Source organism: Kribbella sp. CA-294648, from assembly GCF_050943845.1.
GTDB lineage: Bacteria > Actinomycetota > Actinomycetes > Propionibacteriales > Kribbellaceae > Kribbella.
Map to the genome: position 1 here is coordinate 6,067,706 of NZ_CP191981.1, position 13,477 is coordinate 6,081,182.

The window sequence follows — 13,477 nt, forward strand, 5'->3', positions numbered from 1 at the left end:
AGCCGCGCCACTGCGACCGTCCGAGCTGGGGAAGTACGAAATGGGGACCAACAGCACCGAAAGGCCGCGCCGCGGCAGGCCGCGGGACCCGGACGCCGAGCCGAGGATCCGCCAGTACGCCGTCCGGCTGCTGCTGGAGCGCGGGTTCGACGGGATGACGGTGGACGACGTGGCCGAGGCGGCCGGCGTCGGCAAGGCGACGATCTACCGGCGCTGGGCGAGCAAGGAGCAGTTGGCCAACGACGCGATGGCCGAGTTGTTCGACATCGAGATTCCCGATGCCGACACCGGGTCGCTGGCCGGTGACCTGCGCCAGGTCTACCGCGACGCGCTGGGGTTCGTGAACAGCAAGGAAGGCGTCGCGCTGATCCGGCTGGCCGTCAGCGAGGCGAACCGCGACGAGCAGTTCGGCGCCTTCTACCGCAACTTCCTGCAGCGCCGGATCGCCCTGACGGCGGACGCGCTGGAGCGGGCCCGGAAGCGGGGTGAGCCGATCCGGGCCACCGCGGACCCGGTCCTGATGGTGCAGTGGCTGGCCGGAGTGCTGATCATCCGTGCGCTGACGGGTGAGCCGATGCCGGCCGTCGAGCAGGCCGACCACCTGGTCGCCATGACCATGCGGTGCGTGTCCGACGAGTAGTCAGCGGATGCCGGGGCCGAGGGCGACACCGTCGACCTCTAGCTCGGCCACGCGGCGGACCTGGCCGGTCTGGACGTTCCAGGCCAGCAGCCAGTCGGTGACCTGGAACAGCGCGGTCTGGCTGTTGTACCAGCCGAGTACGAAGCAGCAGCCAGGTTCGCGGATCCGGTCCGGGGCGGTCCGGCCAGGGGTCGGTGTCGCCGGCGGTGTCTCGCCGAGGACCAGCAGCCGGTCTTCGAGCGGCTGCAGGGTGGAGATGGCCGCGACTACCTGGGCTGCCGACGCGACCGTCGGCACCTGCGGCAGGCGGCCGGCCACGAACACCCGGCCCACCCGGTCGCCGCCAGTAAACGTTTGTCCCACCCAGGAAGAGACCGGCAGCCGCGGATTGCTGATCTCCACCCAGCCGTTGGCCCCGGCGTACTGCCGCAGCATGACGCCTCCGGTGACCCCGTCCAGCCGGTACGGCGTGGTGGCGTCCTCGGCGTCGTTGCTGGCGGCCACGCCGCCGATGACCGGGTCGCCAGAGGTCTCCAGATCGACATCGAGCCGGTACGCCGTACCCGGCCCGCTGACGATCAAGCGAGTGCTGTTGGCCAGCCAGGAGACGCTGCGGAGATCCCTCGACGGCAAGGGGATCAGGCGGCTGTTCGCAGTACTGGCGTCGATGACGTAGACCGCACCGGGTTGCGGGAAGGCCACGTGTGTCCCGTTGGATGCGATGGCTCCAGAGCTGAGTGGCTGGCCGGTGGCGATGGGCTGCAACTGGCGGGAGCCGTACGCCCAGCGAGAGTCTGCACTGAGGAAGAGAGGCACATAGCCGCCTTCCTGCAAGGCCACGACGACTCCCGCGAGCTGGTCGATCGGCTTGGTCCGGAGATCGTCGGGGTTGTCCGGGACGCGCAGTACGTCGCCCAGTGGAGTGGAGAGCCGATCGAGGAAGCGCTCGCTCCCTGCGGGCGGTGCGTTCCAGTAGTCGATGCCAGAGATCTGCCCGGCCGGCGGAATGGTGCCGGGTGGAGTGGGTGTCGTGTCGGGCGGTGTGAAGGCGCTCTTGCCGCCTCCCACCGTCATCACCAGGGCAACGACGATCGCCACCACCAGCAGGAGAACCAGTCCGGACACGGTGTTGCGCCGCTGCCTGCGGCGGTGTGCGACCGCCGCTGCCCAAGCCGCGTCGGCCAGGTCAGGCTCTGGGATGCCGTCGGATGCCCTGTTGAGCAGGAGAGGGACCTCCTCCCGCCTCATCGCGAGTCACCCCTGGTGACGTCGCGCCAGTCCGGCGTACCGAGCTCGAGCCGGAACCGGCGGACGGCGGTCATGGCGGTCGAATGCACGGCCGAGTGGGACATGCCCAGGATCTCGCCGGTCTCGAACTCGGTGAGCTCTTCGAAGTACATGAGCACCAATACTGCGCGCTGCTGCGGCGTGAGAGCAGCCAGTGCGGTCTTGACCAGATCCTCTTCGCCTTCGAACGGCTTCGCCCGCGACCAGCGCGACAAGGCCGCCTGGTAGAGGTTCCCGAGCACGTAGGCGTCCGGGTCGTCGACCTTCCCCCACCGCAACGACAACCGCATGAAGGCGTCCAGCAACTGCTCCTCAGCCCGCTGCAGATCGCCGTACACGAGGTACGCCGTACGGATCCATCTCCCTTGCCGCGCATCGACGTACGCAGCGAACTCCGGGTCGACTGTTTCGCGCATTCAACCCTCCCGAGAGCATTAGACCTCTCAATTACCCGGATTGGGGAGGTTGTGACCGCACTTCTCGGCGCAACCTCGGCTGGAAGGCCGCCAACGCCACTGCCGCCAGCCCGCAGCCGACCCAGAGACCTACTGGACCTGCCGCCGCATAGACCTGGCTACCGAGTAGCGGTGCGACTGCTGTGGCCACTCCCCAGCTGAGGCCGTAGGTGGCGAGGTAGCGACCCCGTGCGTGTTCCGGAGCCAGTTCGGCGACTATCGACAGCGCACGGCCGATCAGTATCAGGTCGGCCAGGCTCCACACCACAGCAGCGACCATGAACGCCAGCAGGCTGCGGGAGAAGCCGTTGGCGATCAGACCGGCGGCCAGCAAGACATAGCCCAGCGTCATGGCTTGGAAGTTCTCAAGCGCTTGCAGCCGACGGGTTCGCAGTACCGGCTGTACTGCGACTTGCGCGATCGCCGAGACGGCCAGGATGAGCCCGATGCCCGATGCCGGCACACCACGGTCGAGCAGAGTGAGCGGAAGGCTGAACACGATCACCATGGCGAGTACTGCGAACACTGTGCCGGACGCGAGTACCAGCAACAGCGGCCGGTCGCGCCAGACCGCTGCAGCCGCCGGTGCTGCCTGCCCCCCACCGGGCAACGCGATCGCCACCAAGACAGCACAGGCAAGACAGGAGACGGCATCGGCAACGAACAGCCACCGCAGGTCCCACTGGCCGAGCCACGCGGCCAACAGCCCGGCAACAACCCCGGCCACCGCCATCACCGCAGCCAGCAACCCGTACGCCGCCGGCCGGTCGGCGGGCTCGGTGACGTCGGCGATGATCGCCTGACTCGGTGGCTCGTAGATCTCGAACGCCAGCCCCAGCACCACTACCGCCGGCACCGCGGACCACAAGCTCCCCGAAGCCGCGATCCACACCTGTCCCACCGCGCAGCCGACCAGCCCGAACACGATGGTCCACCGACGCCCGAGGCGATCAGCCAGCCACCCGCCGAAGACCCGGGACGGCAACGTCGCGACCCCGAACACCGTCAGCACCAGCCCTGCCTGGGCGACCGTGGCCCCCAGCTCCACCGTCAGCACCACCGCGAGGAACGGCAGGGTGAAGGCACCCAGCCGATTCACCCCGCGCGCGACCACCAGGACCCAGACGGCGGCCGGCAACCTGCGATGACTGGCTAACCCGGTATGGTTGGTCACGAGACGAGACCCTACGAACTCCGGAGTGACTGGTCAAGTGAACTTCGATAGTCACATCCTCAACGTGCTGACCGCTGCCACCGCACTGGTCAACCGGCTCACTCCCGGGCACGCCGGCGGCTCGGCCTTCAGCGGCCCGGCCGACTTCGCCGAGGCGACGGCGGACGCGCTCGGTGACGACGGGCGGCCGAGGCCAGCGGTGAGCGCGGACGATGCGAAGTACCTGGCTGCGGTGGCCCGCCGGATGCGCGTTGTCTTCGAGGCGGCGCACAGCGGAGACCTGGACCGGGCTGCCGAGGAGACCAACGCTCTGCTGCTCGACACCAACGCCCGGCCGCAACTCGACCGGACCGGCTCACCGGGCTGGAACCTTCACTTCCACGGCGCCGACGACACCCTGGCGAACGGCTGGGCCGCCGGCTGCGCGGCAGGGCTGGCCATGGCGCTCGGCAGCGACCTGGCAGGCCGGCTCGGTGTGTGTTCCGCGCCGGCCTGCGACCGGGTGTTCGTCGACGCCTCTCGCAACAGCGCCCGGCGGTTCTGCTCACCCCAGTGCCAGAGCCGCGTCAAGGCAGCCGCGCACAGAGCTAGACGGCTTCAGACGCCGTGACGCCTGCGCGGTAGGCGTCCACTGCCTTGCGGGTGTCGTCTGCAACCAGGTCTGCGTTGATCGTTGCGCCTGCCATGAGGCCTGCAGCGGCGGAGGCGATCACCTGGATCATCGGGTCGGTGACGTTGCCCGCCACCCAGACACCCGGGACCTCAGTGGCTCCAGTGGCGTCCGACTCGATCGCGGTGCCGACTACTACACCTCGCGCCTCCCGCACGACGGCCTTAAGGCCCAGGTCGGTCAGGAAGTCCGCACGCGCCTCCAGCTCGGTCTGCACGACCAGCGCCTGCCGCGGGATGACCCTGCCACCCTCCAGCCGAACCCCGGTGAGCTTGTCGTCGGTCACCTCGACCGACTCCACCTTCCCTTGCACCACAGAGATCCCGCGGGCAGCGAACTGCTCCCACTCCTCCTCTGTCGGTTCCAGCACGTCATTGAGGAACAGTGTCACGTCGTCACTCCACTGCCGGAACAGCAGCGTCTGGTGCCCAGCCATCCCGCCAGTAGCCAGTACGCCGATCGCCTGGTCCTGCACCTCCCACCCATGGCAGTAGGGGCAGTGCAACACGTCCCGGCCGAACCGCTCAGCCAGGCCCGGCACTGCGGGCAGCTGGTCGACAACGCCGGTAGTCACCAGCAGCCGCCGAGCCTCGACCGCCTCCCGCCCGGCCAGCTCCACCACGAACCCGTACTCCGATCCGCCTGGCCGCACCCCCGTGACGGTTCCGATCACCACGTCTCCGCCGTACCCGCTGACCTCGGCCCGCCCGATGGAGTAGAGCTCCGAGGGCGGGACGCCGTCCCGGGTCAGGTAGTTGTGCACATGCTCGGCCGGGGCGTTGCGGGGCGTGCCGTTGTCGACCACCAGCACGGACCTGCGCGCCCGGACCAGCGCCAGCGCTCCACTCAACCCGGCTGCTCCTCCGCCGACCACCACCACGTCGTACCGCTTCATCCTCGTGCTCCTTCGTTGTCGTGCTCCTGGTCCGACTCTCCGTCGCTTTCTCGAAAACGACAAACTTCTTTGCCAGAATGGCAACATGGAACCTGATCTGGACGATGTCCTCGAAGCGGTCGGCCCGCGGCTGCGCTCACTTCGCCTGGAGCGCGACACCACGCTCGCTCAACTGTCGGAGACGACCGGCATCTCGGTCAGCACGCTGTCCCGGCTGGAGTCCGGCCGGCGCCGCCCGACCCTGGAGCTGCTGCTGCCACTGGCGCGCGCCCACCAGGTCCAGCTGGACGAGCTGGTCGACGCACCACCGACCGGCGACCCGCGCGTGCACGCCAAGCCGTTCAAGCGGCACGGCGGCGCCACGGTGATCCCACTGACCAGGCGGCCGGGCGGCCTGCAGGCGTTCAAGCAGATCGTTCCGGACGGCTGGCCGGGCGGCGAGGTACAGCAGAAGGTGCATGAGGGCTACGACTGGGTCTACGTGCTGTCCGGCCGGATCCGTCTCGTCCTCGACGACCAGGACTTCGTCCTGCGCGAGGGCGAGGTGGCCGAGTTCGACACCCGGGTCCCGCACTGGTTCGGCAACCCCGGGCCGGGGCCGGCCGAGATGCTCTGCCTGTTCGGCCCGCAGGGCGAGCGGATGCACGTCCGCGCCCGCTCGAAGTAGTAGTACTCTTCCGGCGGCGCCGCAGCACCAGCCGGAGTACCTACCGCCCCACCACTCGATCGTGAACCGATGAGAGGACTCTGTCCGTGAGCGTTGCGTTGTTCACCCTCGGCGGCACCATCTCCATGGCAGGTCGCACAGCCGCGGGTGTGAACCGACTGACCGGTGCCGACCTGACCGCCGCCGTGCCCGGCCTGGCCGACCTGCCGGTGCCGCTGGAGGTCCAGGACGTCGAGGCGGTGCCGAGTGCGAACCTGACGCTGGCCAAGATGCTCGACGTGGTCGACGCCGCGTCGAAGGCGATCAGCAACGGCGCGACAGGCATCGTCGTCACCCAGGGCTCGGACACGCTGGAGGAGACGGCCTTCCTGGTCGACCAGGTCTGGCCCCACGCGCACCCGTTCGTCCTCACCGGCGCCATGCGCAACCCGACGCTGGCCGGCCCCGACGGCCCGGCCAACCTGCTCGCGGCCGCCCGTGTCGCCTGCTCCCCCGCCGCTCGCGACCTTGGCGCCCTGGTCGTGTTCAACGACCAGATCCACGCCGCCCGCTGGGTCCGCAAGACCCACAGCACCAGTACTGCGACCTTCGCGTCCCCCAACGCCGGACCGATCGGCCAGCTCGTCGAGGACCAGGTCCGGATCCTCACGCGCCCCGCCCGGCAGGACGGCGTACCGGGGCGGGCTGAGCCTGCGGATCTCGACGCTGCCCGGGTGGCGCTCTACACCGTCACGCTGGACGACGACGGCGTACTGCTGGCCGGGCTCGCCGACACGCATCAGGGGCTGGTGGTAGCCGGGTACGGCGTCGGACACGTGCCGGCCGCCCTGGCGCCAGTACTGGGCGAGCTGGCCGAGCGCATCCCCGTAGTACTGACGTCGCGGACCGGCGGCGGGTCGGTACTGCGCAACACCTACAGCTCGATCGGCTCCGAGTCCGACCTGCTCCGTCGAGGTCTCATCGACGGCGGTTTCCTCGACCCCTACAAGGCGCGCGTACTCCTGAGGTTGCTGCTGGCAACGGGTGAGGGACAGGACGAGATCATCGGGGCTTTCGCCCAGCATCACTGACCTCGGCGGCCTTCGTGGTCAGGTAGTTCTGCTCAGGCAGGCTGGTCGTCCCCCGGGCCGCCGCAGCGAAGTGCTGCGCGGCGGTCTCGGACTCACCGAGCATCTCGTACAGGTGCCCGCGTACTGCGTCCAGCCGGTAGTGCCCGCCCAGCTTCTCGTCCAGCGGACGCAGCAGCGCCAGACCCGCCTCCGGACCGGCCACCATCGCCTCGGCGATCGCGCGATTCAGCGTCACCATCGGGTTGCCGGAGAGCTCCTCCAGCAGCTTGTAGAGCCCGAGAATCTGCGGCCAGTCGGTGTCCTCCGGCCGGGCCGCCTCGTCGTGCAGGGCGGCGATCGCGGCCTGCAACTGGTACTCCCCCAGCGGCGGCTGCTGGAACGCCTCGACCGCCAGCGCGACGCCTTCGTCGATGAACTCCTTGTTCCACAGTGATCTGTCCTGCTCCGTCAACGGGATCAGCTCACCCGCCGAACCGGTCCGCGCCGCCCGCCGTGCGTCGTTGAGCAGCATCAGCGCGAGCAGCCCGGTGACCTGAGGATTGTCCGGCAGCAACGCGCGCACCATCCGGGTCAGGCGGATCGCCTCGCCGGACAGGTCGGCGCGATGCAACTCGGCTCCACTGCTCGTCGTGTAGCCCTCATTGAAGAGCAGGTAGAGCACATGCAGCACCTGCGCCAGCCGCTCCTCGTCCTGGGACAGCTCGAACGGCTGGCCCTTGAGCTTCTGCTTGGCCCGGCTGATCCGCTGCGCCATCGTTGCCTCGGGCACGAGGTACGCGGTCGCGATCTCCGCGGTGGTCAGCCCGCCGACCGCGCGCAGGGTGAGCGCGATCGCCGAGGCCGCGGTGAGCGCCGGATGGCAGCACAGGAACAGCAGCCGCAAGGTGTCGTCGTGCTCCTCGACCTCCTCGGCCGGTACTTCGCACTGCGCGGCCAGCTCCTCGCGCCGCCGCCGCGCCTGCTCCTGCCGGACCTGGTCGATGAACCGGCGCGAAGCCGCCTGGATCAGCCAGCCGCGCGGGTTGTCGGGCACCCCGTCGGCCGGCCACGTCCGGGCCGCCGCGATCAAGGCCTCCTGGACGGCGTCCTCGGCCGCGCTGAAGTCCCCGGTCCGCCGGACCACCGCGCCGAGCACCTGCGGCGTCAGCTCCCGCAACAGATCCTCGAGTCTCGTCTCCGCCATGCCCATCGCCCGCCTTCTGCCGAACATCGCGAACGGTTTACGGACGCATACTTTCAAAGGTCGGCTGACACCTTGACTCGGCCCCGGTTCAGGTGTTCCGAACGTTCCCTAGGGAATCGATTCCAGCTCTGAAACGTTTAATGCATGACGAGGTAGTTGCCATGGGCAACTTTCTGCTGAAAACCCTGTGTTTCGAGGGGTAGCCAGTGGGGTGGGGGCGGGTCTAGCATCGCCCGGGTGAGGCCGTGGGAGTTCCGAGACGCTTCGGTCCGATTTACTGGTTTCGGTCCGTTGGACCGCGGGTAGGTCGGAGGAGGACTGGAAAGACTCGGGGACTGGATCTGGGAGGGAACCCTTGTCACCACAGCACCCGCCGGCGCGAGCTGCCGACGGCCGCAACCACATGAGGCCTTGCGATGGGCGGTCGGACGCCCCGGAGGAGCTGCCGGTCCGAGACGGATAGCGAAGTCCGATGGACGCCTATGCCCTGCAACGCAGCTGGGACCAGGTCACCGAGCACGGTGAGAAGGTTCCGCTCTACTTCTACTCACACCTGTTCGTGTCGCACCCCGAGGTGCGGACGATGTTCCCGCTGTCGATGTCGCACCAGCGGGACAAGTTCGTCGGCGCGCTCGGGCGAATCGTCAGTCATGCCGACCAGATCGAGAAGGACGCGGCCTTCCTGCAACACCTGGGCCGCGATCACCGCAAGTACGCCGTACTGGCCGAGCACTATGACGCGGTCGGTGCCTCGTTGTGCGCGACGCTGATGCACTTCCTCGGCTCGGAGTGGGACGAGCAGCTCGCCGCGCACTGGACGGCGGCGTACCAGATTGTCGCGCGGCTCATGGTCGAGGCGGCGGAGACGTCGTCGGAGACCAGTCCGGACTGGTGGGACGCCGAGGTGTTGTCGGTCGAGCGCCGGACCATGGACCTGACGCTGCTGACCGTTCGCCCCCGGCGCCCGTTCCAGTACCTGCCCGGCCAGTCGATCTCGATGGAGATTCCGCAACGCCCACGGCAGTGGCGCTACTTCAGCCCGGCCAATGCACCCCGCGCGGATGGTTCCATCGATCTGCACGTGCAGCAGATCGACGGTGGTCAGGTGAGCCCGGCCGTGGTCCGGTTCCTGAAGGTCGGCAACACGGTGAAGCTCGGAGCACCGGTCGGCGAGCGACTGACCCGCCGGGTGGGCGATCCGCGTGACCTGCTGCTGGTCGCCGGTGGAACCGGGCTCGCCCCGCTGCTCGCCGTCCTGGAACAGATCGACAACGAGTGGCAGCGGACGGGTCGTGGACCTGTCGTGCAACTGCTGCACGGAGTGCGGATGCCGTGGCACCTCTACGACCGGCCGAGGCTGCGCGAGCTGGCCGAACGGCGGTCGTGGTTCGACTACACGGAGGTCGTGTCCGACGATCCGTCCTATCCGGGGACCCGCGGGAAGGTCGGTACGGCGGCGGCGCGGCAAACGCTGGCTGGCCGTACGGCGATGGTGTGCGGCGGACCGCAGATGGTCGCGCACACGCTGGAGCGGCTTTCCGCCGCCGGCCTGCGCGCCGAGCACATCAAGTACGAGCACTTCTACTACGCCGCAGCGGGCGAACACGCCGCCGGACCGGCGATTCCAGGTCAGGAGACAGCCACCGATGAACCGCCACGACTTCCCACGGCAGACACCGCACTCGATCCGGGACAAGAGGTTTCGGCGGCGGATGCGCGGTCTCGATAGCGACGAGGTGTTCGAATTCCTCGATCGGCTGGCTGATCAGGTTCAGGCCGGCGAACGCGAACTCGCGGAGAGCCAGGCCAGAAGTGAGCGTCTGCTGGCCGAACTGCAGCGCACCCGGTCGGAGCTGCAGGCCGTGCGGACCGAGGTGGAGCACTACGAGGAGGCCGGCGACCGCGTGAACGAACAGGTCGTTCAGATGTTCAGCCAGGCGCAGCTCGTGGTCGAGGAAATGGTCCAGGACGTCAGCCGGGACGCTCGGGAACGGATCAGCCAGGCCCGGGCGCACGAGCGCAAGATCGTCGCCGCGGCGATGGACAGCGCCGGCGACCAGGTGCGCGAGTACGCCCAGACGGCCCAGGCTCAGATGCAGTCGATCGTGAACTCGTTCGCCACCGAGGTCGACCAGATCGCGACGCCGCCCGCCCCTGCCCCGGTGCCCGATCCGTTGTTCGACAGGGAGTGGCAGACGCGTTTCCGGAGCGGTTCGGACAGTCCATGAGCACCCGGCCGTGGCGGAAGGCTCCGCGGACCGGCCGCCGGGCGTCGACCGGTCCCGGACGGGTTCCGGCCAGGTACACCCCTGCGGTGAGCAGTCCGGAAAACAGCGAGACCGCGGCGCTCAAGGCGGCGGCCGAAGAGTTCCTCGAGCTCTTCCATGCCGAGAACCCACAGGCCGGTCCGATCGGGTCGCGGATCGCCGCCGTCATGCGCGAGATCGACCTGACCGGCACCTACTGGCACACCCGAGGACGAACTCGTCTTCGGCGCCCGCGTCGCCTGGCGCAACAACGCCCGCTGCATCGGCCGCCTGTACTGGCACAGCCTGCAAGTGCGCGACCTGAGGAGCGTCACCGCCGCGGGCGATGTCGCGGCCCACTGCTTCGACCACCTCCGGATCGCCCGCAACGGCGGGAAGATCCGCCCGCTGATCAGCGTGTTCGCGCCCGAAACCCCCACCAGACCAGCCCCGAGGATCTGGAACGAACAACTGATCCGGTACGCCGGGTACGCGCAACCCGACGGCCGGATTCTCGGCGACCCCCGCTACCGGACGTTCACCAGCCAGCTCGTCCATCGCGGCTGGCGGCCACCGGCGTTCCCCGGAGCCTTCGACGTCCTCCCCCTCGTCGTGGAAACCGTTGACGAGGGCCCGCGGTTGTTCGAGCTTCCGCGGCGATCCGTGTACGAGGTCGCCCTCGAACACCCCGAGCTGGCCTGGTTCGCCGACTTGGGTCTGCGCTGGCACGCGGTACCGGTGATCAGTAACAACCGCTTGGACATCGGCGGGGTCTCCTATCCGGCGGCACCCTTCAACGGGTGGTACATGGGCACCGAGATCGGCGCGCGCAACCTGGGTGACGACGATCGCTATGCGATGGTCCCCGAGGTCGCGGAGCGGATGGGACTGGACATGTCCGACGAGGCGACCCTCTGGCGCGACCGGGCCCTGGTCGAGCTCAATCGCGCCGTCCTGCACTCGTTCCGGGTGAACGGGGTCAGCATCACCGACCACCACACCGAGTCCCGTCGATTCCTCATCCACCTGGAGCGAGAGGAACGCGCCGGCCGCCGCTGCCCGGCCGACTGGACGTGGATCGTGCCGCCGCTCTCCGGCTCCCAGACCCCGGTCTTCCATCGCTACTACGACGCCGAACCCCAGCAACCCAGCTTCCGCACCGATCACGACGCCGGCCTGCGGGGTCTGCGCGGCGGTCCGCCCGCGTTCTCCTGACTAAGCTGCTGGCATGACTGGGGACAAGGTGCAGGCGCTGGTGTTCGGTGAGGTCGCTGAGGAGTACGACCGGGTCCGGCCGGGCTATCCGCCCGCACTGTTCGAGGACATGCTCGGCTACTCGGTGCCGACCACCGCTCTGGAGATCGGCGCCGGTACCGGGAAGGCGACAGTCACGGTCGCCTCCCGCGGCGTACACGTCCTCGCACTGGAGCCGGACCCAGCCATGGCGCTCGTACTACGGCAGCGCGTGGCCGGGCTCGCGGTGAACATCGCCATGGCGTCTCTGGAGTCGTACGAGCCGGAGGAGGCCGTCGATCTCGTCTACTGCGCCCAGGCGTTCCACTGGACCGACGAGAAGACCCGGTGGTCCCGTACTGCGGCTGCCCTTCGCCCAGGTGGCTCGCTGGCTCTGTTCTGGAACATGGAGCGTCTACCGGGCGCCGCCTTGCGGGCAGCGGCCGCTGCGGTCCTGGACGAGTACGAGCTGCGGCCGTGGAGTGAGTGGCCCGAATCCGACCAGCTCGAGCCCGACCCGGAGCTTGCTGGGCGGCCCGAGTTCGCGGAGTTCCGGCAGGAGCTCTACCGGTGGGAGCGCGCGCTGCCGCGGGAGGACTACCTGGCCAACCTGAGCACCCAGTCGTCGTACCGGATGCTCGAGGACGAGGATCGGGACGAGCTCCTCGACAAGCTGCGCGGTGTCCTGCCCGACCCGGTCACACTCGAGATGGCGACCGCGCTCTACCTCGCCAAACGCGTTCAGTCGAGCAGGTTCTAGTCGAGTAGGGCGTCGACGAACTGTTCGGCGTCGAACGGGGCCAGGTCGTCGGCGCCTTCGCCGAGGCCGACCAGCTTGACCGGGACGCCGAGCTCGCGCTGGACGGCGATCACGATGCCGCCCTTGGCCGTACCGTCCAGCTTGGTCAGCACCAGGCCGGTCACGTTGATCACCTCGGCGAACACGCGCGCCTGGGTCAGCCCGTTCTGGCCGGTGGTGGCGTCGATGACGAGCAGCACCTCGTCCACCTCGGCGGTCTTCTCGATCACCCGCTTGACCTTGCCGAGCTCGTCCATCAGGCCGGTCTTGGTGTGCAGCCGGCCGGCCGTGTCGACCAGTACGACGTCCGCCTCCTCGGCGATGCCCTGCTTGACCGCGTCGAACGCAATGCTGGCCGGGTCGCCGCCCTCGGGGCCGCGGACGGTCTTCACGCCGACCCGCTCACCCCAGGTCTGCAGCTGGTCGGCTGCCGCGGCCCGGAACGTGTCGGCCGCTCCGAGCAGGACCTTCTTGTCCTCGGCGACCAGTACCCGGGCCAGCTTGCCGACCGTCGTGGTCTTGCCGGTGCCATTGACACCCACCACCAGGACGACGGCGGGCTGGCTGTCCTTGCGCTCAACCTTGAGGGAGCGGTCCAGCGACGGGTCGACCAGCGCGATCAGCTCCTCGCGCAGGATGGTCCGCGCCTGGTCGCCGGTGACGCCCTCGACCCGCACCCGGGTCCGCAGCTTCTCCACCAGCTCCTGCGTCGGCGCGACACCCACGTCGGCGGTGATCAGCGTGGTCTCGATGTCCTCCCACGCCTCTTCGTCCAGCTTGTCGCGGGACAGCAGCGCGAGCAGGCCCTTGCCCAGTGAGCCCTGGGAGCGGGCCAGGCGGGCCCGCAGCCGGACCAGTCGTCCCTGCGCCGACTCCGGCTTCTCGACCGTTGTGGTCGCGGTGGCAGCCTCGGGCAGCTCGGTGTCCTCGAGCGTCCGGGTCGGCGTGTCCCGCGGTTCCTCGGCGTCGTCGCCCACCTTGGGCTCGGTGAGCTCCGGTGCCGGCTCTGCCGCAGGCAGCTCCGCCTTCCGGCGCCTGGCAACCACGACGCCGGTGGCAGCGCCGATGAGCGCGACGGCGATCACCGCGATGATCGCGATCAGGACCTGGTCGGTGAGCAGGGTGACAAGCTGAGGGGTCAACACGATCACCCATCTT

14 protein-coding genes are annotated in these 13,477 nt (G+C 69.0%); 8 read left to right on the forward strand and 6 right to left on the reverse strand.

Annotation, left to right across the window (positions count from 1 at the left end):
• The first annotated feature begins 40 nt into the window (after positions 1-40).
• Positions 41-640 carry a TetR/AcrR family transcriptional regulator gene (locus tag ACQPYM_RS28640; RefSeq protein ID WP_433006442.1) on the forward strand — a complete coding sequence of 200 codons (600 nt, stop codon included), beginning with the start codon at positions 41-43 and terminating at the stop codon, positions 638-640.
• Here the strand turns inward: ACQPYM_RS28640 and ACQPYM_RS28645 are convergent, their stop codons facing one another.
• From ACQPYM_RS28645 to ACQPYM_RS28655, 3 genes are read right to left on the reverse strand one after another with little or no spacing between them, the layout of a single operon-like run.
• Positions 641-1,888, reverse strand: a complete 1,248-nt coding sequence (locus tag ACQPYM_RS28645) for a hypothetical protein (RefSeq protein WP_433006445.1) — start codon at positions 1,886-1,888, stop codon at positions 641-643. It abuts the gene before it with no gap.
• The gene (locus tag ACQPYM_RS28650) at positions 1,885-2,343 is read right to left on the reverse strand and encodes a sigma factor-like helix-turn-helix DNA-binding protein (protein ID WP_433006448.1); all 459 of its coding nucleotides are present in this window, start codon (positions 2,341-2,343) and stop codon (positions 1,885-1,887) included. Before ACQPYM_RS28650 ends, ACQPYM_RS28645 begins: the two co-directional genes overlap by 4 nt.
• 31 nt (positions 2,344-2,374) lie before the next feature.
• On the reverse strand, positions 2,375-3,556 hold the full coding sequence (locus ACQPYM_RS28655) for an MFS transporter (protein WP_433006451.1): 1,182 nt from the start codon (positions 3,554-3,556) through the stop codon (positions 2,375-2,377).
• A 25-nt stretch (positions 3,557-3,581) separates the two neighbouring features.
• On the opposite strand from ACQPYM_RS28655, the gene ACQPYM_RS28660 reads away from it, so the two are divergent.
• The gene (locus tag ACQPYM_RS28660) at positions 3,582-4,166 is read left to right on the forward strand and encodes a CGNR zinc finger domain-containing protein (RefSeq protein ID WP_433006454.1); all 585 of its coding nucleotides are present in this window, start codon (positions 3,582-3,584) and stop codon (positions 4,164-4,166) included.
• Here ACQPYM_RS28660 and ACQPYM_RS28665 read toward each other — a convergent pair.
• Positions 4,144-5,121, reverse strand: a complete 978-nt coding sequence (locus ACQPYM_RS28665; RefSeq protein WP_433006457.1) for an NAD(P)/FAD-dependent oxidoreductase — start codon at positions 5,119-5,121, stop codon at positions 4,144-4,146. The genes ACQPYM_RS28660 and ACQPYM_RS28665 overlap by 23 nt on opposite strands.
• A gap of 85 nt (positions 5,122-5,206) precedes the next feature.
• On the opposite strand from ACQPYM_RS28665, the gene ACQPYM_RS28670 reads away from it, so the two are divergent.
• Together ACQPYM_RS28670 and ACQPYM_RS28675 are read left to right on the forward strand one after the other, a co-directional pair.
• Complete coding sequence (locus ACQPYM_RS28670; protein WP_433006460.1) at positions 5,207-5,788, forward strand: XRE family transcriptional regulator; 582 nt, start codon at positions 5,207-5,209, stop codon at positions 5,786-5,788.
• 86 nt (positions 5,789-5,874) lie between these two features.
• Positions 5,875-6,858, forward strand: coding sequence for an asparaginase (locus ACQPYM_RS28675; RefSeq protein WP_433006463.1), 984 nt, complete (start codon positions 5,875-5,877; stop codon positions 6,856-6,858).
• Here ACQPYM_RS28675 and ACQPYM_RS28680 read toward each other — a convergent pair.
• Positions 6,830-8,068 carry an RNA polymerase sigma factor gene (locus ACQPYM_RS28680; protein ID WP_433006466.1) on the reverse strand — a complete coding sequence of 413 codons (1,239 nt, stop codon included), beginning with the start codon at positions 8,066-8,068 and terminating at the stop codon, positions 6,830-6,832. The genes ACQPYM_RS28675 and ACQPYM_RS28680 overlap by 29 nt on opposite strands.
• A gap of 445 nt (positions 8,069-8,513) precedes the next feature.
• On the opposite strand from ACQPYM_RS28680, the gene ACQPYM_RS28685 reads away from it, so the two are divergent.
• The 4 genes from ACQPYM_RS28685 (at position 8,514) to ACQPYM_RS28700 (ending at position 12,280) form a co-directional block, all read left to right on the forward strand.
• On the forward strand, positions 8,514-9,770 hold the full coding sequence (locus ACQPYM_RS28685; protein ID WP_433006469.1) for a globin domain-containing protein: 1,257 nt from the start codon (positions 8,514-8,516) through the stop codon (positions 9,768-9,770).
• Positions 9,754-10,269 carry a DivIVA domain-containing protein gene (locus tag ACQPYM_RS28690; RefSeq protein WP_433006472.1) on the forward strand — a complete coding sequence of 172 codons (516 nt, stop codon included), beginning with the start codon at positions 9,754-9,756 and terminating at the stop codon, positions 10,267-10,269. The genes ACQPYM_RS28685 and ACQPYM_RS28690 overlap by 17 nt, the downstream gene beginning before the upstream one ends.
• Positions 10,270-10,569: 300 nt before the next feature.
• Positions 10,570-11,502 carry a nitric oxide synthase oxygenase gene (locus ACQPYM_RS28695; protein ID WP_433023409.1) on the forward strand — a complete coding sequence of 311 codons (933 nt, stop codon included), beginning with the start codon at positions 10,570-10,572 and terminating at the stop codon, positions 11,500-11,502.
• Positions 11,503-11,515: 13 nt separating this feature from the next.
• Positions 11,516-12,280: a class I SAM-dependent methyltransferase gene (locus ACQPYM_RS28700; protein ID WP_433006475.1), complete on the forward strand. Its 765-nt coding sequence runs from the start codon at positions 11,516-11,518 to the stop codon at positions 12,278-12,280.
• Here the strand turns inward: ACQPYM_RS28700 and ftsY are convergent.
• Positions 12,277-13,470: a signal recognition particle-docking protein FtsY gene (gene ftsY, locus ACQPYM_RS28705; protein ID WP_433006478.1), complete on the reverse strand. Its 1,194-nt coding sequence runs from the start codon at positions 13,468-13,470 to the stop codon at positions 12,277-12,279. The two genes, ACQPYM_RS28700 and ftsY, sit on opposite strands and share 4 nt — an antisense overlap.
• Positions 13,471-13,477 lie beyond the last annotated feature (7 nt).